Origin of the sequence: Peribacillus sp. NPDC097198 (assembly GCF_044762055.1) — a bacterium.
Lineage (GTDB): Bacteria > Bacillota > Bacilli > Bacillales > DSM-1321 > Peribacillus.
Window position 1 is genome coordinate 62,749 of sequence record NZ_JBIWDO010000004.1, and the last position, 22,219, is coordinate 84,967.

General features: G+C 41.4%; 18 protein-coding genes. 17 read left to right on the forward strand and 1 reads right to left on the reverse strand.

Features of this window, described 5'->3' with window-relative positions; genetic code table 11:
* From xseA to ACIQXQ_RS08110, 11 genes are all read left to right on the forward strand, one after another.
* Complete coding sequence (gene xseA / locus ACIQXQ_RS08060) at positions 1 to 1,353, forward strand: exodeoxyribonuclease VII large subunit (RefSeq protein ID WP_402869407.1); 1,353 nt, start codon at positions 1 to 3, stop codon at positions 1,351 to 1,353.
* Positions 1,350 to 1,583, forward strand: a complete 234-nt coding sequence (locus ACIQXQ_RS08065; RefSeq protein WP_402869405.1) for an exodeoxyribonuclease VII small subunit — start codon at positions 1,350 to 1,352, stop codon at positions 1,581 to 1,583. The genes xseA and ACIQXQ_RS08065 overlap by 4 nt, the downstream gene beginning before the upstream one ends.
* A 1-nt stretch (position 1,584) precedes the next feature.
* Positions 1,585 to 2,478 (forward strand): polyprenyl synthetase family protein, encoded by an 894-nt coding sequence (locus tag ACIQXQ_RS08070; protein WP_402869403.1) that lies wholly within the window; start codon positions 1,585 to 1,587, stop codon positions 2,476 to 2,478.
* A gap of 247 nt (positions 2,479 to 2,725) precedes the next feature.
* Positions 2,726 to 4,618 carry a 1-deoxy-D-xylulose-5-phosphate synthase gene (gene dxs / locus ACIQXQ_RS08075; protein WP_402869401.1) on the forward strand — a complete coding sequence of 631 codons (1,893 nt, stop codon included), beginning with the start codon at positions 2,726 to 2,728 and terminating at the stop codon, positions 4,616 to 4,618.
* Positions 4,619 to 4,622: 4 nt separating this feature from the next.
* Positions 4,623 to 5,450 (forward strand): TlyA family RNA methyltransferase, encoded by an 828-nt coding sequence (locus ACIQXQ_RS08080; protein WP_402869399.1) that lies wholly within the window; start codon positions 4,623 to 4,625, stop codon positions 5,448 to 5,450.
* Between the two features lie 335 nt (positions 5,451 to 5,785).
* On the forward strand, positions 5,786 to 6,235 hold the full coding sequence (gene ahrC / locus ACIQXQ_RS08085) for a transcriptional regulator AhrC/ArgR (RefSeq protein ID WP_402869397.1): 450 nt from the start codon (positions 5,786 to 5,788) through the stop codon (positions 6,233 to 6,235).
* Between the two features lie 22 nt (positions 6,236 to 6,257).
* Positions 6,258 to 7,973: a DNA repair protein RecN gene (gene recN / locus ACIQXQ_RS08090; RefSeq protein ID WP_402869395.1), complete on the forward strand. Its 1,716-nt coding sequence runs from the start codon at positions 6,258 to 6,260 to the stop codon at positions 7,971 to 7,973.
* 153 nt (positions 7,974 to 8,126) lie between these two features.
* The gene (gene spoIVB, locus ACIQXQ_RS08095) at positions 8,127 to 9,428 is read left to right on the forward strand and encodes a SpoIVB peptidase (RefSeq protein WP_402869393.1); all 1,302 of its coding nucleotides are present in this window, start codon (positions 8,127 to 8,129) and stop codon (positions 9,426 to 9,428) included.
* Positions 9,429 to 9,739: 311 nt separating this feature from the next.
* The gene (gene spo0A / locus ACIQXQ_RS08100; RefSeq protein ID WP_402869392.1) at positions 9,740 to 10,531 is read left to right on the forward strand and encodes a sporulation transcription factor Spo0A; all 792 of its coding nucleotides are present in this window, start codon (positions 9,740 to 9,742) and stop codon (positions 10,529 to 10,531) included.
* A gap of 357 nt (positions 10,532 to 10,888) precedes the next feature.
* Positions 10,889 to 12,466, forward strand: coding sequence for a flagellar assembly protein A (locus tag ACIQXQ_RS08105; RefSeq protein WP_402956579.1), 1,578 nt, complete (start codon positions 10,889 to 10,891; stop codon positions 12,464 to 12,466).
* A 74-nt stretch (positions 12,467 to 12,540) separates the two neighbouring features.
* Positions 12,541 to 13,272 (forward strand): glycerophosphodiester phosphodiesterase, encoded by a 732-nt coding sequence (locus tag ACIQXQ_RS08110; protein WP_402956581.1) that lies wholly within the window; start codon positions 12,541 to 12,543, stop codon positions 13,270 to 13,272.
* 45 nt (positions 13,273 to 13,317) lie between these two features.
* Here the strand turns inward: ACIQXQ_RS08110 and ACIQXQ_RS08115 are convergent, their stop codons facing one another.
* Positions 13,318 to 13,554, reverse strand: a complete 237-nt coding sequence (locus ACIQXQ_RS08115) for a DUF2627 domain-containing protein (protein ID WP_402869389.1) — start codon at positions 13,552 to 13,554, stop codon at positions 13,318 to 13,320.
* A 173-nt stretch (positions 13,555 to 13,727) separates the two neighbouring features.
* Here ACIQXQ_RS08115 and ACIQXQ_RS08120 point away from each other — a divergent pair, with 173 nt between their 5' ends.
* The 6 genes from ACIQXQ_RS08120 (at position 13,728) to ACIQXQ_RS08145 (ending at position 22,080) form a co-directional block, all read left to right on the forward strand.
* Positions 13,728 to 15,794 carry a sigma 54-interacting transcriptional regulator gene (locus ACIQXQ_RS08120; RefSeq protein ID WP_402869387.1) on the forward strand — a complete coding sequence of 689 codons (2,067 nt, stop codon included), beginning with the start codon at positions 13,728 to 13,730 and terminating at the stop codon, positions 15,792 to 15,794.
* Between the two features lie 385 nt (positions 15,795 to 16,179).
* A complete protein-coding gene (gene bcd, locus ACIQXQ_RS08125; protein ID WP_402869385.1) occupies positions 16,180 to 17,277 on the forward strand; it encodes a branched-chain amino acid dehydrogenase in 1,098 nt (365 codons plus the stop codon).
* A gap of 69 nt (positions 17,278 to 17,346) precedes the next feature.
* Complete coding sequence (gene lpdA / locus ACIQXQ_RS08130; RefSeq protein WP_402956583.1) at positions 17,347 to 18,768, forward strand: dihydrolipoyl dehydrogenase; 1,422 nt, start codon at positions 17,347 to 17,349, stop codon at positions 18,766 to 18,768.
* 22 nt (positions 18,769 to 18,790) lie between these two features.
* Positions 18,791 to 19,786: a thiamine pyrophosphate-dependent dehydrogenase E1 component subunit alpha gene (locus ACIQXQ_RS08135; protein WP_402956965.1), complete on the forward strand. Its 996-nt coding sequence runs from the start codon at positions 18,791 to 18,793 to the stop codon at positions 19,784 to 19,786.
* A gap of 12 nt (positions 19,787 to 19,798) precedes the next feature.
* Positions 19,799 to 20,782, forward strand: a complete 984-nt coding sequence (locus ACIQXQ_RS08140) for an alpha-ketoacid dehydrogenase subunit beta (RefSeq protein WP_402869381.1) — start codon at positions 19,799 to 19,801, stop codon at positions 20,780 to 20,782.
* A gap of 23 nt (positions 20,783 to 20,805) precedes the next feature.
* Positions 20,806 to 22,080, forward strand: coding sequence for a dihydrolipoamide acetyltransferase family protein (locus ACIQXQ_RS08145; protein ID WP_402869380.1), 1,275 nt, complete (start codon positions 20,806 to 20,808; stop codon positions 22,078 to 22,080).
* The last annotated feature ends 139 nt before the right edge of the window (positions 22,081 to 22,219 follow it).

Consider the following 22,219-nt stretch of genomic DNA (forward strand, 5'->3'; position numbering starts at 1 on the left):
ATGAGCGACCAACAATATTTAAGTGTGTCGGCTTTAACAAAATATATAAAACGAAAGTTCGATGTGGATCCGCATTTGCAAAATGCATACATAAAAGGGGAAATATCCAATTTCAAACAGCATACAAGCGGGCATATGTACTTTACTTTAAAAGACGAGAAAGCCCGTTTGCTGGCTGTCATGTTTGCGGCTAACAACAAAGGGATGAAATTCACACCTGAAAATGGGATGAAGGTACTTGTAAGGGGAGATATATCCCTATACGAAGCCAGTGGACAGTATCAGCTTTATGTGAAAAGCATGGCTCCTGACGGTGTGGGGGATCTATACATTGCATATGAACAGTTAAAGAAAAAACTGGAAGAAGCAGGATTATTCCTGGCTAAACATAAGAAAGCGATTCCGCAATACCCCAAATCGGTGGGGGTCATTACATCACCGACTGGGGCAGCTTTAAGGGATATTATAACGACCATCAAGCGGCGTTATCCCATTACTAAAATCATTGTTTATCCAGCTCTTGTACAAGGAAATAATGCTGCTAAATCGATTGCACAGGCGATTTCACTGGCCAATGCAAGAGCAGAATCCGATGTGCTGATAGTTGGGAGGGGCGGTGGTTCCATCGAGGAACTTTGGGCCTTCAATGAAGAGATAGTAGCTGAGTCGATATATGATTCGGATATTCCCATTATCTCAGCAGTGGGGCATGAAACGGATTTCACGATTGCTGACTTTGTTGCTGACATGCGTGCGCCGACTCCTACGGGGGCAGCGGAGCTTGCAGTGCCTCACCTGAATGAAATATTGGAAAGGTTGATGAATCGCAAGAATCGTTTGACACGTTCCATCCAGGAGCAAGTGAATGCCAATCGTACACATTTGAGTAGGCTTGAAAGGTCTTACGCATTCCGTTACCCTCATAAAATGTACGAACAAAAACTTGAACAGTTGGATAGGGCAACAGAGAGGTTAGGGAAAACCAGTACGCGATATTTCCTGAAGAAAAGGGATGAATTGAATCAGATGACTGAAGTTCTGAATAAACAGCATCCTGAGCAATTGGTCAGGACTTCAAAGGAAAACCTGCAGCAGTACGAAAAAGCGCTGCGTAAGACTATGGAAGCCATCTATCGTCAAAAATCACAGCGATTCGTTTCAATGACTGCCACTCTATCGGCCCTAAGCCCACTGAAGATCATGGAGCGGGGCTATGGGTTAGTCTTTACTGAAGATGAGACGTTAATTAAAAGCACACAGCAAGTATCCACTGGAGATAAGATAGCTGTTTCGATAAAAGACGGAACACTTGAATGTGAGATAACCGAAATAAAGGAGCGGATTGAGCCATGACTAACAAAAAGGATATTACATTTGAAGAAGCGATGGAGAACCTCGAGAAAATTGTAGAACAGTTGGAAGAAGGAGATGTACCATTGGAAAAAGCCATTTCCATTTATAAACAAGGAATGGATTTATCCAGACTATGCCATACCAAGTTGAAAACTGTCGAGGATCAGTTAACGCAAATTTTACGCGAAGATGGAGAACTGGAAAACTTTGCGGTTCAGGAGGAAGAATAATATGAGTACGGCAACGTTCGAAACTTTTTCGAAAGAGTATAAAGCGTTAATAGAGAAAGAAGTTGTTGAATATGTGAAGAAATTGAACGCTCCAGAAAGCGTCAAAGAAGCTATGGCCTATTCCTTGGAGGCAGGCGGAAAACGCATCCGTCCTTTATTGGTCTTCTCGGTATTGTCGGCATTCGGAAAAGATTTGAGGTTGGGGATTCCGGCTGCAGCGGCAATTGAAATGATTCATACGTATTCTTTGATTCATGATGACCTGCCAGCGATGGATGATGATGATCTCCGACGCGGAAAACCGACGAATCATAAAGTTTTCGGTGAAGCGGTGGCCGTACTCGCGGGTGATGCCTTACTTACATATAGCTTCCAATTGGTGGCTGAAATGTCTGATCCCGAAGTGAGTGCGGAGATGAAGTTGGATTTAGTAACTGAAATTGCAAAATCCGCCGGTGCAGAAGGAATGGTTGGAGGACAAGTAGCAGATATGGAAGGCGAAGAAAAGCAGCTGACCCTTAGTGAAATGGAGTATATTCATGAACATAAAACGGGGAAACTATTGGCGGCAAGTATCCTTTCAGGTGCCATCTTAGCTGGAGCCGATGCCAATCAACGTCAGCATCTCCGCGATTTTGCTTATCACTTGGGACTTGCTTTTCAAATCCGGGATGATATCCTGGATATTGAAGGTTCGGTCGAGCTTATTGGTAAGCCTGTCGGCAGTGACGCGGCGAACCACAAAAGCACCTATCCTTCCCTGCTGACGCTACAGGGAGCCAAGGACAAATTGAATCATCATATCCAATTGGCGCATGCTTCCTTAGCGGAAACGAAATTACAAACGGGCCTATTGAATGAATTAACGGATCTAATAGCGAATCGAGATCATTGAGCATTACCAAATTTGTTATCAAACAAAGTTTTATGGTATACTCATTGTGAAAATTTATGCAACATAAAATGAATTCATAAATGACGATACGTGATAAAATTGGTATATAAAGCCGCCGAAATCACCTGGGTGTTGGCGGCTATTCTTTAACTTAAAAAGAATTTTTCGGTCAAGCCTTCTATAATAGTCGCTTTTGAGGCTCTGATTATGCTTACAACCGGAAATGACAGAAAGTGAGTGGTCCTGTTTGGATCTTCTATCTATAAAAGACCCTTCATTTTTGAAGAAAATGAATAATGAAGAGCTTGTCGAATTAAGTGTGGATATTCGTAAATTCCTCGTGGAAAAATTATCGGTAACTGGTGGGCATATCGGTCCCAATTTAGGCGTGGTCGAGTTGACAATCGCGCTTCATAAAGAATTTGATAGTCCGAATGATAAAATTTTATGGGATGTAGGTCATCAATCTTATGTTCATAAAATCTTAACAGGAAGAGCCGGAGAGTTTAATACGTTAAAGAAATACAAAGGGCTTTGTGGTTTTCCAAAAATGATTGAAAGCCCTCATGATGTTTGGGAAACGGGACATAGCTCGACCTCTCTTTCCGCTGCCATGGGAATGGCTGCAGCCCGTGATATCAAAGGAGAAAAGAGTTTTATCCTACCAGTGATAGGGGATGGCGCCCTTACAGGTGGAATGGCTCTTGAAGCCTTGAATCATATCGGTGATGAGAAAAAGGACATGATCGTTATATTGAATGATAATGAAATGTCCATTGCCCCTAATGTAGGCGCCTTGCACTCGGTACTGGGAAGATTAAGGACAGCAGGAAAATACAACTGGGCAAAAGACGAGTTGGAAATGTTCTTGAAAAAGATTCCCGCAGTCGGTGGCAAACTAGCAGCAACGGCCGAACGCTTGAAAGACAGTATGAAATACCTGTTGGTGTCCGGCATGTTTTTCGAGGAGTTAGGTTTTACCTATCTTGGACCAGTAGATGGCCATAATTATGAAGAACTGTTAGATAACTTGAGATTTGCCAAGAAAACTAAGGGTCCTGTCCTGTTGCATGTAATTACCAAAAAAGGAAAAGGGTACTCACCTGCTGAGCTTGATACGACAGGCAATTGGCATGGAACAGGCCCATACAAAATTGAAACGGGTGACTTCGTTAAATCACCTAGTAAAGGGCCGGCTTGGAGTGCGTTAGTAAGTGAAACGGTACGCAAGCTTGCACGAAATGACGAACGTATCGTTGCGATAACACCTGCGATGCCCGTTGGATCGAAGTTAGTCGGTTTTGCGAATGAATTTCCTGAGCGTTTTTATGATGTTGGAATTGCTGAGCAGCATGCCGCTACTTTCGCAGCCGGGTTGGCAACCCAGAAAATGAAACCGTTTTTGGCGATTTACTCAACCTTCTTGCAAAGAGCGTATGATCAGGTGGTACATGATATCTGCCGTCAAAACTTGAATGTCTTTATTGGCATTGACCGTGCCGGTCTTGTCGGTTCTGATGGGGAAACGCATCAAGGTGTGTTCGATATCGCGTTCCTACGCCATGTTCCTAATATGGTATTGATGATGCCTAAAGATGAAAATGAAGGTCAGCATATGGTCAATACAGCCATTAATTATGATGATGGTCCCATAGCCATGCGTTTTCCGCGCGGAAATGGACAGGGAGTCGTCATGGATACAGAATTACAACAAATCCCGATTGGTTCATGGGAAGTATTGAAAGAAGGATCGGACGTTGCCATTTTAACATTTGGGACAACTATTCCGATGGCTCTTGAAGCAGCAGCCCAACTTGAAAAAGAGGACTACTCTGTAAAGGTTATCAATGCTCGTTTCATAAAGCCTCTTGATGAAAAGATGCTTAGCAGCTTACTTGGCGAGAAAATGCCAATATTGACAATTGAAGAAGCCATTCTTCAAGGTGGATTCGGTAGTTCAGTACTTGAATATGCACATGACCAAGGGTTCTACGGGGCAATCATTGACCGAATGGGCATACCAGATTACTTCGTTGAACACGGTAGTGTGGACGAGTTACTGGAAGAAATCGGCCTAACAACGGATACGGTTAAGAAAAAGATTAAAATGATAACGCCAAAAAAAGAAAAAAGGGCCTGACAATATGAAAGTAGCGAAAGAAAGATTAGATGTTTTATTAGTAGAACAAGGATTGGCCGAAACGCGTGAAAAAGCAAAGCGTATGGTGATGGCTGGGCTTGTCTATGCAAATGAAGAAAGATATGAAAAACCAGGGGAAAAAGTGCCGGTTGATCTTGAATTGACGATAAAAGGGAAAGTGATGCCTTATGTATCAAGAGGTGGTCTGAAACTTGAGAAGGCATTGAAAGAATTTGATTTACACGTCGATGGAAAGATCCTTCTGGATATCGGCTCATCCACTGGGGGCTTTACCGATTGTGCTTTACAGAATGGCGCCATCATGTCTTATGCTCTTGATGTTGGCTATAATCAACTTGCATGGAAGCTAAGACAAGATGAGCGGGTTAAGGTCATGGAACGGACTAATTTCCGCTATGTCACACCTGCTGATTTAGATGGACAGATGCCTAACTTTGCAAGCATTGATGTATCTTTCATCTCGCTCACTTTGATTTTACCTGTGTTAAAAACCTTGCTTGTTCCAAAAAGCGACGTCGTGGCACTTGTAAAACCTCAATTTGAAGCGGGGAAGGGTCAAGTTGGCAAAAAAGGGATTGTCCGTGAGCCTAAAATTCATAAAGAAGTGTTGAACAAGATTATTTCCTTTGCACAAATGGAAGGATACGATATTAAAGATGCTTCCTTCTCTCCTATTACTGGTGGGGACGGCAACATAGAATTTCTGCTCCATTTATTTTGGGAGGGCCCAAAAGAAGTGGGAGATATGCTACTATCCAAAACGGTGGATGATATCGTTGGGGAAGCCCATGCCCAATTTAAAAAAGAATAGATAAGTCTTCGTATGGCTCCTTTGGCTGAATGGTTAGCTAAAGGAGCTTTTTTTCTTGAAATGGTTCATGTTCATGCACCAAGGTTTAGAAAAAGTATGCAAAGAAAGTTTTAGTACAAAATAAGGGATAAGAAATGTATATTAGAGAAAAAAGTTGTACAATTGTATAAAAATCCGCTAACATTAATATTAGCCTCTTTCTTCGACGGTTTTCTTGTGTGTTAGGGACGATTGTGAGGATTAGGAAAAGCAAAGCAATTACATATGGTCAGCTTGCTAAAGTTAGGGCAACGATGATAATTAAAATGAGCAACAGTTGAGAGGTGCTTCTACTTATGAATAAAGGACAGCGTCATATAAAAATAAGGGAAATAATTACGAATAATGATATTGAGACACAGGACGATTTAGTGGAAGAACTTAAAAATGCGGGGTATAACGTTACACAAGCAACTGTTTCAAGAGACATTAAGGAACTTCACCTTGTAAAGATACCGTTATCTGACGGCAGGTATAAATACAGCTTACCGGCTGACCAACGTTTTAATCCATTACAGAAATTAAAAAGAATGCTGGTTGATGCTTTTGTTCGCATTGACGCTGCAAATAATTTGCTAGTCATGAAGATGTTACCAGGTAATGCCCAAGCAATTTGTGCACTGATAGATAATTTGAATTGGCAAGAAATACTCGGAACCATCGGCGGTGATGATACATGTTTAATTATTTGCCGTTCTGAAGAAGACGCAAAGATCATTTCCGGCAAATTCTTGGACATGCTCTAATATTTTGAAGAGGTGATCTAGATTGTTAACAGAACTTTCGATTAGGAATTTTGCGATCATTGATAGCTTGTCCGTTTCTTTTGAAACAGGATTGACGGTATTAACGGGGGAAACTGGGGCAGGTAAATCCATTATCATTGATGCCGTGCATCTATTGGTTGGAGGGCGTGGTTCGGCAGAATTCATACGCCACGGTGAATCGAAGGCTGAGATAGAAGGCCTATTTCAAATAGAAGATGATACCCATCCGGTATTTGTTAAGGCGAAAGAATTTGGCATCGATATGAACGATGGAATGGCTATCCTGCGAAGGGACATTTCACTGAGTGGTAAAAGTGTATGCAGGGTCAATGGAAAATTGGTTACGATCGCGATATTGCGAGAGATAGGGCGGACATTAATCGATATTCATGGTCAGCATGAACATCAGGAATTAATGGATGAACGACTTCATCTTCCATTGCTGGACCAGTTTGGCGGGGAAAAAATCGCGGCCGCACTTGCTGAATACCAAAAGCTATATAAGAATTATGAAATGACATCCAAGCAGTTAAATAATTTGAGCCAGAACGAACAGCAAATGGTCCATCGATTAGATTTGATTCAGTTTCAGTCCGATGAAATCCAAAACGCGGAGTTGAAGCTTCATGAAGATGAAGAGTTGATGGAAGAACGAAAAAGGATCAACAATTTTGAGAAGATTCATGAGGCCCTCCAGACAAGTTATAATGCCTTAAATGGAGAGCAACATGCCGTGGATTGGCTTTCAGTAGCCATGAGTAATATGGAGGAAGCGGCCAACTTGGATGAAGCACTGAAAAAAAGCTCCGAAACCGTCTCAAATAGTTATTTCCTGCTTGAGGAAGCGGTTTCTACTATTAGAGATCAATTGGATTCTTTGGATTACGATACGGAACGGGTGGAGTTCATCGAAAGCCGTCTAAATGAAATTAACCAATTGAAGCGAAAATATGGGCGCAGCATCGAAGAGATTTTAGAGTATGGTGCAGGTATTGAAGAAGAAATCGAAAAGCTTCAAAATCGGGAAAGTCATATCTTAAAACTGGAAAAGGAACTTAAATCAATAAAGGCGGATTTGATTATTGAAGCGAAAAATCTGTCTGAGCTCAGACAAACATTCGCCCAGCAATTAACGAAGAGCATTCATCAGGAATTAAAGGATCTATATATGGAAAAGACCATATTCGAACCACATTTTCATCAAACGGCCTATACTTTTGATGAGCTATCAGAACGTGGGATTAATCAATCTGGTCTCGATAACATGGAATTTTATATATCCACCAATCCTGGTGAACCTTTAAAACCATTGTCAAAGATTGCATCTGGAGGAGAGTTGTCCCGGATTATGTTGGCGATGAAAAGTATTTTCTCCAAGCACCAAGGGATTACCTCCATCATTTTTGATGAGGTAGACACAGGTGTAAGTGGCCGGGTGGCTCAATCCATTGCCGAAAAAATCTACAAAGTGGCCACGGGTTCCCAAGTGCTTTGCATTTCCCATTTACCTCAGGTTGCCGCGATGGCGGATACTCATCTATTCATCGCCAAGAATGTGAGGGCCGGTCGTACCAACACTTCGGTGAAGCCTCTGGTAGAAACCGAAAAAATCCGAGAAATTGGCCGGATGATATCCGGTGTCGAGATAACGGATTTAACCAAACAGCATGCCAATGAATTGATTCAGCTTGCTAAAAAGATGAAAATCACTTCATGATGTTTCTAAGTAAGAAGGTATCATAATTTATCATAAGCATTCATTGTAAAGCTATCCAAAAACGGATAGCTTTTATTTTGTCCAGCTGTTATAAATGATTGTCATGAGGGCTAAATTAAAGGGGTAGCCATAAAGTTTTAGAGAGCGAGGAGAGTGAATGGATTGAAATTAGTATGGATCAACAGAATCATCGGTGGAATTCTCCTTGTTTCGCTATTAACATTAGGGTTATACCAGCCATTTCGTGAATATTTTTTAATTCCAAATCAGCTTGTACTCTTTGAGGGTAGTCACTATAGTATTTCCAAGTCATTACCTGTTTCAGCAAAAGCTTCAGATTCAAGTCAAGGAATTTCGGTCCATGATGAGAAAGCCTCCATTACACTAGGTGCCGAAAAGCCAGGTACGAACGAGGTGTTGCTTGATGTGGCAGGCTTACCTGCCAAGAAGGTTGATATAAGAGTGTTGAAAGATTTTAAAGTCATCCCTGGTGGGCAGTCCATAGGGGTTAAACTTAACACGTTGGGTGTGCTCGTGGTCGGTCATCATCTTGTTGATACACCTCAAGGAAAAAAATCCCCTGGTGAAAAAGCAAAAGTGGAAGTCGGGGACATCATTACGGAAATCAATGGCCAAACAATAAAAAAGATGGGCGACGTCACTCCTTTTGTCCAGCAGGCAGGTGAAAAGGGAGAACCGTTGAAGATCGTGATCAATCGTGATAATGAAGTGCTTCACAGTTCGCTCATGCCTCTAAAAGATAAAAATGAAGGAATCTTCAAATTAGGTCTGTATATCCGTGATTCAGCAGCGGGTATCGGGACGATGACATTTTATCACCCGGATACGAAAAAGTATGGTGCATTGGGACATGTCATATCGGATATGGATACAAAAAAACCAATCGTCGTGAAAGATGGGCAGATTGTACAATCAATGGTCACTTCCATCGAAAAGGGGAGTAATGGGGACCCAGGAGAAAAATTGGCGCGTTTTTCGGCTAACAGAGAAAAAATAGGTAACATTAATCGTAATAGTCCTTTTGGGATTTTTGGGAAACTAAATCAAGATTTCAAAAATGGTGTTATGGATAAGGCATTACCCATCACCCTTTCTCACCAGGTGAAGGAAGGGCCAGCCAAAATTCTTACGGTGGTGGATGGTTCAGAAGTAGAAGCCTTTGATGTGGAAATAGTCAGCTCCATTCCACAAAAGTTTCCTGCAATTAAAGGAATGGTTCTAAAAGTGACTGATAAAGAATTACTCAAAAAAACGGGCGGGATCGTTCAAGGAATGAGTGGCAGCCCAATCATACAAAATGGTAAATTAATCGGTGCCGTTACCCATGTATTTGTCAATGATCCTACAAGCGGATATGGAGTCCATATTGAATGGATGTTAAACGAAGCCGGTATCAATATATATGACAAAGAGGATTATGAGAAAGCAAGCTAACCATCGAAGGTATCCAACTGGATACCTTTTTTTACTTGGTTCAATATCAATGGCAACTAAAATGATTTATCTTGGAAAAGAGGTTTTTTGAAAGAAATGTGATAAAATGAAAATAAATGAAGATTTTTCGACAAAGCAGTTCTTCAGGTAGCAAACGAAGTCGAAAACAAGAGATATCCGGAGAATAATATTGAATTCCTTTTATTTTTTCGAAAATAAAAGGAATTTAGTTTCCATTGTCGAAAAGTTCAATTACAATAGAATTTAGTCATATAGAAAAAAGACCATTGTAGTTGAGGAGGAAATCAAGAGTGAAAAAAATCAAGGTATGCGTGGTAGATGATAATAGAGAGCTGGTTGGTCTTCTGGAAGAATACATTTCTGCACAAGATGACATGGAAGTAATCGGTGTTGCACATAATGGTCAAGATTGCATGGGGATGCTAGAAAGCGTTGATCCGGATATTTTGATTCTTGACATTATTATGCCTCATTTAGACGGATTAGGGGTATTGGAAAAACTTCGTGAAGTTAAACGGGGAAACATGCCTAATGTAATTATGCTTACTGCATTCGGTCAAGAAGATGTTACGAAGAAGGCTGTGGACTTAGGCGCTTCATATTTCATCCTGAAACCTTTCGATATGGAGAACTTGTCCAACCATATACGTCAAGTGAGCAACAAAGGACAGTCAGTTCTAAAGAACCATAGTCAGTTTAGTTACCGTCCTCAAAATGAGTCAAAACCGAAAAACCTTGATGCAAGTATCACAAGCATTATCCACGAAATTGGAGTGCCGGCACACATTAAGGGATATCTATATTTAAGGGAAGCCATTTCAATGGTTTATAATGATATTGAGTTATTGGGATCCATAACAAAAGTGCTGTATCCGGATATCGCGAAAAAATATAATACAACGGCTAGCCGGGTTGAACGTGCCATCCGTCATGCCATAGAAGTGGCATGGAGTCGTGGGAATATCGAATCGATTTCGTCTTTATTTGGTTATACCGTCAGCATGACAAAGGCGAAACCTACGAATTCCGAATTCATTGCGATGGTCGCAGATAAGCTACGTCTTGAACACAAAGCTTCTTGACAGGGTTAGGGGATACGGATTGTTTTTAATGAACAACTGACCATAAAGAGGCTAGAGCCGCTAAATAAAATATAGTAGAACTCGTGGCGCTTTTAAGTTGATAAGGTGTAGTTGTCTTTTTTTAGGCAAGTATGAGTAAGTCCATGAGTTTTTTATATTAAACGCCTTTTATTTATTGGATTATTCCTGAAGAATCCAATAAATAAAAGGCGTTTTTGTTTGGATATAGGGCTTCATATAGGATGAGTTTTTGCAAATATCAAATTACTTAGTAAAATATGTATGTTTTTAGATTTTTTTATGAGATTATGGCTTATAATTATAGGTATATATTCGTAGGCACGAGGAGGAAAGTTTGTGATTTATGAAGAAAATCAATATTTCATCTTGGAAATGGAAGAAGAAATAGTATATATGACCGTTTTTCAAAAAGGTTTTTCCATTCTGCAATTGAATCCAATCCTGAATAAATATCCACAAATCTCACTGGATAATTTTAAAGATTTAAAGGATGCACTTATACAGGCTAGCGGGGAAAAAATCAAAGTGGGTAAACAAAAACCACTCTTGGAGTGGAAGATAGCGGAAGACAAGCTGACAGCAAGTGTAAAGATTAATTGTTCTGCGGATTATTTGATGAATCACCAGTCAGAAATAGTGGGGATGATTTTACAGGATCTACAACGTGAGAATATTTCAGAAGGAATCTTAATGCATGTCTTGCAAAATCAGTTACAAGTGAAAGAATCAATTGTTGTGGCTAAAGGCATTGAGCCGGTTCATGGAACGGATGCTGTGGTCACCTATTACAAAAGGTCGGATAGAAAGCCTGCGATACGGGAGGATGGAAAGGCCGATTATTACGATATGAATTTCCTTGATGAAGTAAAAAAGGGAGAGTGGCTTGGTGAAAAGACCCCTCCTACAGAAGGGACGATGGGAAGGTCCATTACAGGGGACTTTGTTCTCGCACAGAAGGGGAAAAATAAAAAGCTTCAATATGACCAAAAAACTGTGGAGGCAATTGAAAGTGAGGGTAAAATCGTTCTCAGGGCCATGACAGATGGAGTGGTGGAGTTCAAAGGCGGGAAAATCAGTGTAGGAAATCACCTTGTTATTGAGGGGGATGTCGGAATCGAAACAGGTAATATCGAATTCGAAGGAAGCGTTACCATAAAAGGATCGGTTCTTGACAATTTTTCGGTAACCGCAACCAAGGATATATCCATTTTAAGTGAGCTGGGGATAAGTAATGTAAAAGGAATTTATTCGAAAAAGGGGGATGTATTCATTAAAGGTGGTATTTTTGGAAAAGGGGTTTCCGAAATCTCTGCAGGTAGAAATATTTACGTAAAGCATGCTAATGAAAGCCATTTACATGCAGGGGAAAGCATACATATCGGATATTATTCGCTTGGAAGTTTTCTGAAAGCAAAAAATATCTATACAGATGAAAAGAAAGGAAAATTGATTGGGGGCGTTATTGAAGCTCATGGAAAAGTCAGGGCTGCCGTCATCGGGAATAGAATGGAACGGAAGACTATCGTAAATGTACAGGGCTTTAATCGTATGAATTTAAAAGAGGAATTGAATGAAACTTTACTCCGTTATAAGGCAAAGGTTCAAGAGCTGGAATTAATGAAGGAAAAGCTGGAGGTCTATGAAATGTTCGTCGGACAATTGAATGTTTCGCAAAATTATCAATATGAACATACCAAAGAACAGCTTGAACGCTTGAATGGTGAGATTTTTCAAATCGATGAAAAACGTAAATCATTGATGGATACACTTGAATCCAAGGGGGATGGGGAAATTACCATCGGGCAAATGGCATTTCCTGATACTCGACTGCAAATTAAAAGCATGGAGAAAAAATTGAACGACTTAACAAAAGGAACGTTCTATGCGGAAAATAATTATTTGCATTTTGATTAATCTTAAATTAATATCCGACTGCGCCTTTTCATAAAATTGAAGATCTACTGAAATTTTTGTGGGGGGCAGTTTTTATGACGTTAATTTTCGCACACCGAGGATCGGCAGGAACCCATCCTGAAAATACGATGATGGCTTTCCGAGAGGCTGCTCGTGTTGGAGCGGAGGGAATTGAAATGGATGTGCAGCTTTCAAAGGATGGCGAAGTAGTCGTTATTCACGACGAAAAGCTTGATCGAACCACAGGTGTCTCTGGCTTTGTGAAAGACAGGACATTAAAAGAGTTGCAAACCTTGAATGCGGCTTCATCCTATGCGGGTAAAGGGTGTGAAGAGCGAATTCCTACGCTTGATGGACTGTTGAAGTGGTTGTACCATACCCATCTCTTTTGCATTATTGAGTTGAAGAACACCTTTTTTATGTATCCGGGACTAGAAGCAAAGGTCATTAGGCTCATCCGGGCGTATGAGATGGAAGAACGAATCATTATTTCTTCCTTTAATCATTATAGTCTGGTTTTTTGCCATCAGTTGGCACCAGAAATAGAAACCGCACCATTGTACCGGGAATTTATGTATATGCCTTGGGTATATGCACGTGCGATTGGTGGAAGTGCGATACATCCTAGTATCCGATCAGCCCCAGACTCGATCATTCAATCTTCCATGGACGATGGGATCCTGGTTCGGCCCTATACCGTTAATAAAGAAGAAGATATGAAGCGGTTATTCAAATTGGGTTGCAGTGCCATCATCACTGATTTTCCGGAAAAAGCAAAAATAGTAAGGGCAAATTATGAAAAGTAAAAAAAACAGGGGGCCATGTGATTCATGCCCCCTTGTTCGACGTGTTTAAAATTTGTTAAATCTACTTTGAACTTTGTCTTTTTTACGATCCCGGTGAAGAATAAACCCTGCGATAAAGGCTATCCCTCCTATCGTTATCAGCAGTCCAATTAAAAATTGGATCCAAAGCATGGGATAGGGAGGTTGGAGAATGCCGAATACCATATCCCGCATTATCTTAATTCCGTACGCGGCAAATGCTCCCGGGATAAAAAGGATGGAAAAAGCGATTAAACGTTTCATGTGTCAAGTCCCTTCCAGAAATTCCATATAAAAAATGATAAAGGATAATATATTTTTGTCAAGTATGGGTAATTGAGAAAATCATTGGAATGTGTGAACGGTCATTTTGGAATCAATATGGTAAAATCAAAGATATCATAGGCGGGAACTTACTATCGCAGAAGGAGGAAGTCATGCAAAAGGTGATGATCGTTGGTGGAGGAAAAGGGGGCAGTGCTGTATTGGAGCTCCTACTGGAAAGCAAAACCCTTTTCATTGATTGTATGGCTGATACGAATGAGGCTGCTGAAGGGATCCTGGCTGCAAAGGCACGAAAAATTTGTACAGTATCAAATTGGGAAAGTGCGATGGATAGGGAATTGGATATCATTATTGATACAACCGGTGACCCTGCTGTTTTTAAGGAGATAAAAAAGAAGACAGGACAGCAAACAATCCTGGTTCCTGGTAGTGTAGCCCATATTCTTGTTAATCTCATCGAAGAGAAGAATCATCTGATTAATAAGTTGGAAAATTCATCCTCCATAATGGACTTGATATTGAATGCAGCGAGTGAGGGCATGTTAGTGATCAATAAGGACGGCTATGTCACCTTATTCAATCATAATGCTGAACGAATAACCAATACAAAACGGGAAACGGTAATTGGCCGACATATCCTCGATCTTGTTCCTTCCAGTGGGTTATTAAGGGTGATGGAGACGAGGGAACGAGAAGAAAACCAACATATTTCCATCAGTAAATCGGGTATGGATTTCATTACGTCCAGGATTCCCTTGGTAAGTCACGAAAATGAAATGATAGGCGCATTCTCGCTGTTTAAGAAAAGAACGGAAGCGGAAGCGGTAAAACTAGCTGAACAAATAACGGATTTAAAAGAGATTCAGACCATGCTTGAGGCCATCATTCAGTCTAGTGATGAAGCAATTTCGGTGGTGGACGAACGGGGATATGGTTTATTGATCAATCCAGCCTACTCTAGGATAACAGGATTGACGAAAAATCAAGTAATTGGCAAACCGGCTGCCATTGATATTTATGAAGGGGAAAGCATGCATATGAAGGTCCTTAAGACTAGAAAGCCTGTTCGCGGAGTTAACATGCGTGTTGGTCCTAAACATAAGGAAGTAATTGTGAATGTTGCACCAATCATTGTTGAAGGAGTATTGAAAGGAAGCGTTGGAGTCATTCATGACGTTTCTGAAATTCAATCGTTAACTCATGAATTGAACCGTGCAAGGCAAATCATCCGTACTCTTCAGGCAAAATATTCTTTTGATGATATCATTGGCACTTCGGAAGAGATGAAGTTACCTATCGATCAGGCTAAATTGTCTGCGAGAACCCCTGCTACCGTTCTATTAAGAGGTGAATCAGGAACAGGCAAGGAACTGTTTGCCCATGCTATCCATAATGAAAGTGATCGAAAGTTCAATAAATTCGTCCGTGTTAATTGCGCAGCAATTTCGGAATCTTTGTTGGAAAGTGAGCTATTCGGGTATGAAGAGGGTGCTTTTACGGGAGCAAGAAGAGGCGGAAAAACCGGACTGTTTGAGGAGGCCAACCATGGAAGTATATTTTTGGATGAAATCGGTGAGTTGCCGGCGAGTATCCAGGCTAAATTACTTCGGGTTCTCCAGGAACAAGAACTGATAAGGGTGGGTGGTACCAATCCCATACCTATTAATGTCAGGGTGATCGCTGCAACCAACATTAACCTTGAACAAGCCATAGTAAAAGGGACATTCCGTGAAGATCTTTATTTCCGTTTGAACCGGATGCCCATTTTCATCGCCCCATTGCGGAAGCGAAAGGGAGATATAAAAGAACTGGCAGAACATTTGATTCACAAGATCAACCAGGAATACGGGCGAAGCATCGAAGGAATTACAGATGAAGCAATTCATAAAATGCAAATGTATAATTGGCCAGGTAATGTTCGGGAACTGGAAAATATCCTGGGTAGAGCAATTATCTTCATGAAGTTAACCGAGACCATCATGGATGTCCAACACATTCCGGACTTTATTGAAGATAACATTCCTTTAATACAAGAGAAATCATTAAGAAATGAAGCGTACGTATCGGGAGAAACGCTCATGGAAATAATGGACAGGTATGAAGCGAAGGTTATTCAAGAGGCGATATATACGTATAAGGGGAACAAAACCCTTACAGCAAAGGCGCTTGGCATTTCAGTCAGAAGTTTATATTACAAAATGGAGAAAATGGGAGTGTGAAAAAAAATGCATGCAAATAATTGCATAGTGTGCAAAAAAATGCACGTTCTTGGCGTTTATTATTCTTCGATAAGCAGATGGAATGTATTAAATTAAAAAACTTATAGGATTGGATTTCTCTTCTGCTTCCACGTTTTACATCAATTCCCACTCCCTTTTCACAGGAATATATCCACCATATTTATTTTGTTGGCATGTAATTTGCATGTTATTGAATGGAATATGGATTTTTTGGGTAACAAATCGCGAAATGCGCACTATCATATAGGCAAGAGAACACTAATTAACAATTTGACTTTAACCTTTATATGTCAGAAAAGAATGAGGATAAAGGATGGGCCTCTCTTTTTTGGCAACTTTGAAAACATCTGAGGGGGATTCCATTATGGAAATTTTCAACTATTTAGAACGATATGACTATGAGCAGCTATTATTTTGTCAAGATAAACAATCAGGTTTAAAAGCGATCATCGCGATACATGATACGACACTTGGCCCAGCCCTTGGTGGTACTCGCATGTGGACATATGCTTCAGAAGAAGAAGCCATAGAAGATGCGCTAAGACTTTCAAAAGGAATGACTTATAAAAACGCGGCAGCAGGCTTGAATCTAGGTGGTGGAAAAACCGTGATTATCGGAGATCCACGTAAAGACAAAAATGAAGAAATGTTTAGGGCATTCGGTAGGTATATCCAGGGATTGAATGGCCGCTATATTACTGCCGAAGATGTCGGAACCACAGTGGAAGATATGGACCTTATTCATGAAGAAACAGATTATGTCACAGGCATTTCACCTGAGTTCGGTTCATCAGGGAACCCTTCGCCGGTCACCGCTTATGGTGTGTACCGGGGCATGAAAGCAGCGGCAAAGGAAGCATTCGGAAGTGATTCCTTGGAAGGAAAGGTGATTGCCGTTCAGGGGGTAGGGAATGTAGCTTATAATCTATGCCGTCACCTGAATGAAGAAGGAGCGAGACTGATTGTCACTGATATTAATAAAGAGAGTGTAAATCGTGCTGTTGAAACATTTGGTGCCAAAGCTGTAAACCCCGATGAGATTTATGGAGTGGACTGTGATATTTATGCACCTTGTGCATTGGGCGCTGTCATAAATGATGGAACGATCGGTAAAATCAAGGCAAAGGTGATTGCAGGTGCGGCCAATAACCAATTGAAGGAACCGATTCATGGGGACCAAATACATGAAAAAGGAATCATTTATGCACCTGATTATGTCATTAATGCGGGCGGTGTCATAAATGTTGCGGATGAACTGAAAGGGTACAATCGGGAAAGAGCCTTGAAAAAAGTTGAAGGTGTTTATGATAGCATTGAAAGAGTCATTGAAATAGCAAAACGGGATAAAATCCCGACCTATAAAGCAGCTGATAGAATGGCAGAAGAGCGGATTGAAAGAATGAGAAATTCCAGAAGTCAATTTTTACGAGACGAGAAACATATCTTGAACCGACGTAGATGAGTTAAAAAACAACTTGGATTCCTGTGTTATCAGGATGGACATGGGAATTTCCAACAAGGAGGAATGAACATGGCTGAAGAATATGATCTTGTCATTCTTGGCGGAGGAACCGGAGGGTATGTTGCAGCAATCAGGGCGGCACAGCTTGGTTTAAAAACGGCAGTCGTTGAAAAAGAAAAGGTAGGCGGGACATGTTTACATAAAGGCTGTATTCCTTCCAAAGCTTTGTTAAGAAGTGCAGAGGTTTACCAAACGGCTATCAAAAGTGAGGAATTCGGTATTTTCACAGAAAACGTGAATGTGGATTTCAGCAAAGTCCAGGAACGGAAAAACAAGGTGGTCGACCAGCTTTATAGAGGGGTCCAGCACTTGATGAAGCAAGGGAAGATCCACGTTTACGAAGGAATAGGCCGAATACTTGGACCTTCCATCTTTTCACCAATGCCAGGAACAATTTCCGTGGAAATGAATAATGGTAGTGAAAATGAAATGCTGATTCCACAAAATATCATCATTGCTACCGGTTCACGCCCAAAATCATTACCAGGTTTATCGATTGATGGGGATCTTGTCCTTTCTTCCGATGAAGCACTTCAGCTAGACAGCTTGCCAAAATCAATCATTATAGTTGGTGGAGGCGTGATAGGTATTGAATGGGCCTCGATGTTAAATGACTTTGGTGTGGAAGTAACGGTACTAGAATATGCAGATAAAATCATTCCCACAGAAGATCATGAAATTTCGGATGAAATGCTTCGCTTATTGAAGAAAAAAGGCATTACTTTTCATACAGGCGCTAAGGTGTTTCCAGAGACGCTGAAAAAAGATAAATCAGTGTCCATCACTGCAGAAATCAACGGAAAACTCGAGGAGTTCGAGGCAGATAAACTATTGGTTTCCGTTGGAAGAAAGGCTAATCTTGAATCGATTGGTTTGGATAATACGGATATCGTCATTGAAAATGGATATATTGTCACCAATGAATTTTTCCAAACGAAAGAGACGCATATGTACGCGATTGGAGATTGCATCGGCGGTTTGCAGTTGGCCCATGTTGCTTCACATGAGGGATTGACGGCAGTTGAACACATGGCAGGAAAAAAAACGGAAAAGATCGACTATTCGCTTATATCGAAATGCATCTACTCCAGTCCAGAAGCAGCAAGCGTCGGCATGACAGAGGAACAGGCCAAAAAAGATGGATATGAATTGAAAATTGGAAAGTTTCCATTCCGGGCTGTCGGTAAAGCCCTTGTTTATGGGGAATCGGATGGATTTGTCAAAATCATCTCGGATAAAAGAACGAATGATATTCTGGGTGTCCACATGATTGGTCCGCATGTTACGGATATGATTTCCGAAGCTGGCCTGGCAAAGGTACTGGATGCCACCCCTTGGGAAGTGGCAAAGACGATTCACCCCCATCCGAGTCTTTCGGAAGCAATCGGAGAGGCAGCTCTCGCAGTGGATGGCCTTGCCATTCACTCATAAAAAAGGAGGAGGTTTTTTGATAATGGTGGAAACACGTCATGAACAATTGGGCTTGAATGATGAAACTGTATTAGATATGTATCGGACCATGCTGCTGTCACGTAGGATGGATGAGCGGATGTGGCTGTTGAACCGTTCAGGGAAAATTCCTTTTGTGATTTCCTGCCAAGGGCAAGAAGCTGCACAGGTTGGAGCTGCATTTGCCTTGGATCGGCAAAAGGATTACGTATTGCCTTATTATCGGGACGTCGGAGTCGTCTTGTCATTTGGAATGACGGCGAAAGAATTGATGCTATCAGGATTTGCCAAAGCCGAGGATCCCAATTCCGGGGGAAGGCAAATGCCAGGTCACTTTGGACAAAAGAAAAACCGGATCGTTACGGGTTCTTCTCCGGTAACTACACAGGTACCACATGCAGTGGGAATTGCCCTTGCAGGGAAAATGGAAGGAAAGGATTTGGTGACATTCGTCACGTTTGGGGAAGGTTCATCCAATCAAGGTGATTTTCATGAAGGGGCCAACTTTGCAGGCGTCCATAAGCTTCCAGTCATCCTTATGTGTGAAAACAACCAATACGCCATATCCGTTCCTATATCCAAACAGCTTTCCTGTGAAAAGGTATCGGACCGGGCAATTGGATACGGCATGCCTGGAATCACGGTGGATGGCAATGATCCGTTGGAGGTATATAAAGCGGTTAAAGAAGCGGCTGATCGCGCTCGTAGAGGAGAAGGCCCCACTTTAGTTGAAACCGTTTCATATAGGCTGACTCCCCATTCAAGTGATGACGATGACCGCAGTTATCGTGAAGCTGAAGAAGTGGCTGAAGCGAAAACAAAAGATTCCATCATGACTTTTGGAGCGTATTTAAAGGAAGCGGGTATCATGGATGAAACCCTTGAAAAACAACTTAATGATGAAGTGATGAAAATAGTGAACGAAGCTACAGATTACGCCGAACATGCTCCATATCCGAAAGCTGAAAGCGCTATGGATCATGTTTACGAACAAAAGTAAGGGGGGAAAAGGATGTCGGTAATTTCTTATATAGATGCGGTGACAATGGCAATGCGCGAAGAGATGGAAAGAGATTCGCGAGTATTCGTTTTGGGGGAGGATGTCGGGAAAAAGGGCGGAGTCTTTAAGGCGACAAATGGTCTATATGAGCAATTCGGTGAATCAAGGGTCATCGATACGCCCCTTGCAGAGTCAGCGATTGCTGGTGTAGGAATTGGGGCAGCCATGTATGGACTACGACCTATTGCCGAAATCCAATTTGCGGATTTTATCATGCCCGCTGTAAATCAAATTGTTTCCGAAGCGGCAAAGATCCGTTATCGTTCCAATAATGATTGGAACTGCCCAATGGTCATCCGTGCTCCGTATGGTGGCGGAGTTCACGGAGCGTTATATCATTCCCAATCCGTGGAAGCTATGTTCGCGAACCAACCAGGATTGAAAATTGTGATGCCTTCCACCCCATATGATGTAAAAGGCTTGCTTAAAGCTGCCATTCGCGACGAGGATCCGGTACTTTTCTTTGAACATAAGCGTGCGTACCGTTTGATTAAAGGCGAAGTTCCGAATGATGATTATGTACTGCCAATCGGTAAAGCTGATGTGAAAAGAGAGGGAGAGGACATTACGGTCATAACCTATGGGCTTTGTGTTCACTTTGCTCTCCAAGCGGCAGAAAAACTAGCAATGGATGGTATTTCAGCGCATATTTTAGATTTGCGCACCGTATATCCGTTGGATAAGGAAGCCATCATAGAAGCGGCTTCCAAAACGGGTAAGGTCTTATTGGTTACAGAAGATAATAAAGAGGGTAGCATCATGAGTGAGGTTGCAGCCATCATTGCCGAGCATTGCCTATTCGATTTGGATGCCCCAATCAAGCGACTGGCTGGTCCGGACATCCCTGCAATGCCTTATGCACCTACAATGGAAAAATATTTTATGGTTACCCCTGATAAAGTGGAGAAGACGATGAGAGAACTGGCTGAATTTTAATAGAAAAGAAGGAGGATTAAATGATGGCGATAGAACAAATGAAAATGCCCCAGCTTGGTGAAAGCGTGACAGAAGGGACCATAAGTAAATGGCTTGTTCAGCCAGGAGATCACGTGACGAAGTATGATCCACTAGCTGAAGTGATGACGGATAAAGTAAACGCTGAAGTTCCTTCTTCTTTTACGGGGATTGTTAAGGAGTTAAAGGCGGATGAGAATCAAACGCTGGCTGTGGGGGAAGTTATATGTTCCATTGAGGTCGAATCAACCAAGCCCAAGGAAGAGGAAAAAGAAGACCCAGCAGAGAAAAATGATGATGCAGTTAATAGCATGAAGCCTAACGTAGAAACTCCGACTCCGAATAAAGTCCGGTTTTCTCCCGCTGTACTAAAGCTCTCCCAGGAACATGATATCGATCTCTCTCAAGTGAATGGGACGGGGAATGAAGGAAGGATAACGCGTAAAGACTTATTGAAACTCATTGAGTCCGGAAACCTCCCTCAATCGGTAGCTGAAGTAAGAACTGCTTCCGAGCCAAAAGAACATCTGCCCCAATCATTGCCATCAAATGAGAAAGAAACTGTCATTCCTAGCATGACTGGAGATAGAGAAATACCCGTAACTGGGGTAAGGAAAGCAATTGCTTCGAATATGTCGAAAAGTAAGCATGAGATTCCACATGGATGGACAATGGTTGAAGTTGATGCGACGAATATGGTTAAACTTAGGGATTCACTTAAATCGGATTTCAAACAAAAAGAAGGGTATAACTTAACCTACTTTGCATTCTTTGTTAAAGCGATTGCGCAGGCTCTAACCGAATTTCCTCAGATCAATTCAATGTGGGCAGGCGATAAAATCATTCAAAGAAAAGAAATTAATATTTCAATCGCGGTCGCAACGGAAGATGCTTTATTTGTTCCGGTCATAAAAAATGCAGATGAAAAGTCGATCAAAGGGATTGCTAGGGAAATCAATGACCTGGCATCAAAGGTGAAAGCAGGAAAGTTAAGAGTCGAGGATATGCAAGGCGGCACTTTCACTGTCAATAATACTGGTTCATTTGGTTCGGTCCAGTCCATGGGAATTATAAATCATCCCCAGGCAGCGATTCTACAAGTGGAGACCATTGTAAAAAGACCTGTCGTCATCAATGACATGATAGCGGTCCGTGATATGGTCAACCTATGTTTATCACTAGATCATCGGGTATTGGACGGTCTTGTATGCGGCAGATTCTTAGCGCGAGTAAAAGAAATTATTGAAAAAATAACCTCAGATAATACATCTGTTTATTAATAGGGAGAAAGAAGGAGGTAACCATAAAGGTGCTTCCTTTTCTCTGTGCCTCTTTAACTGTTTATGAATAGAAATATAAGAGTATTTAGAAAATAGTCGACAATATTTTTATTTTTGCTATTATTTTATAGAGGCTCTT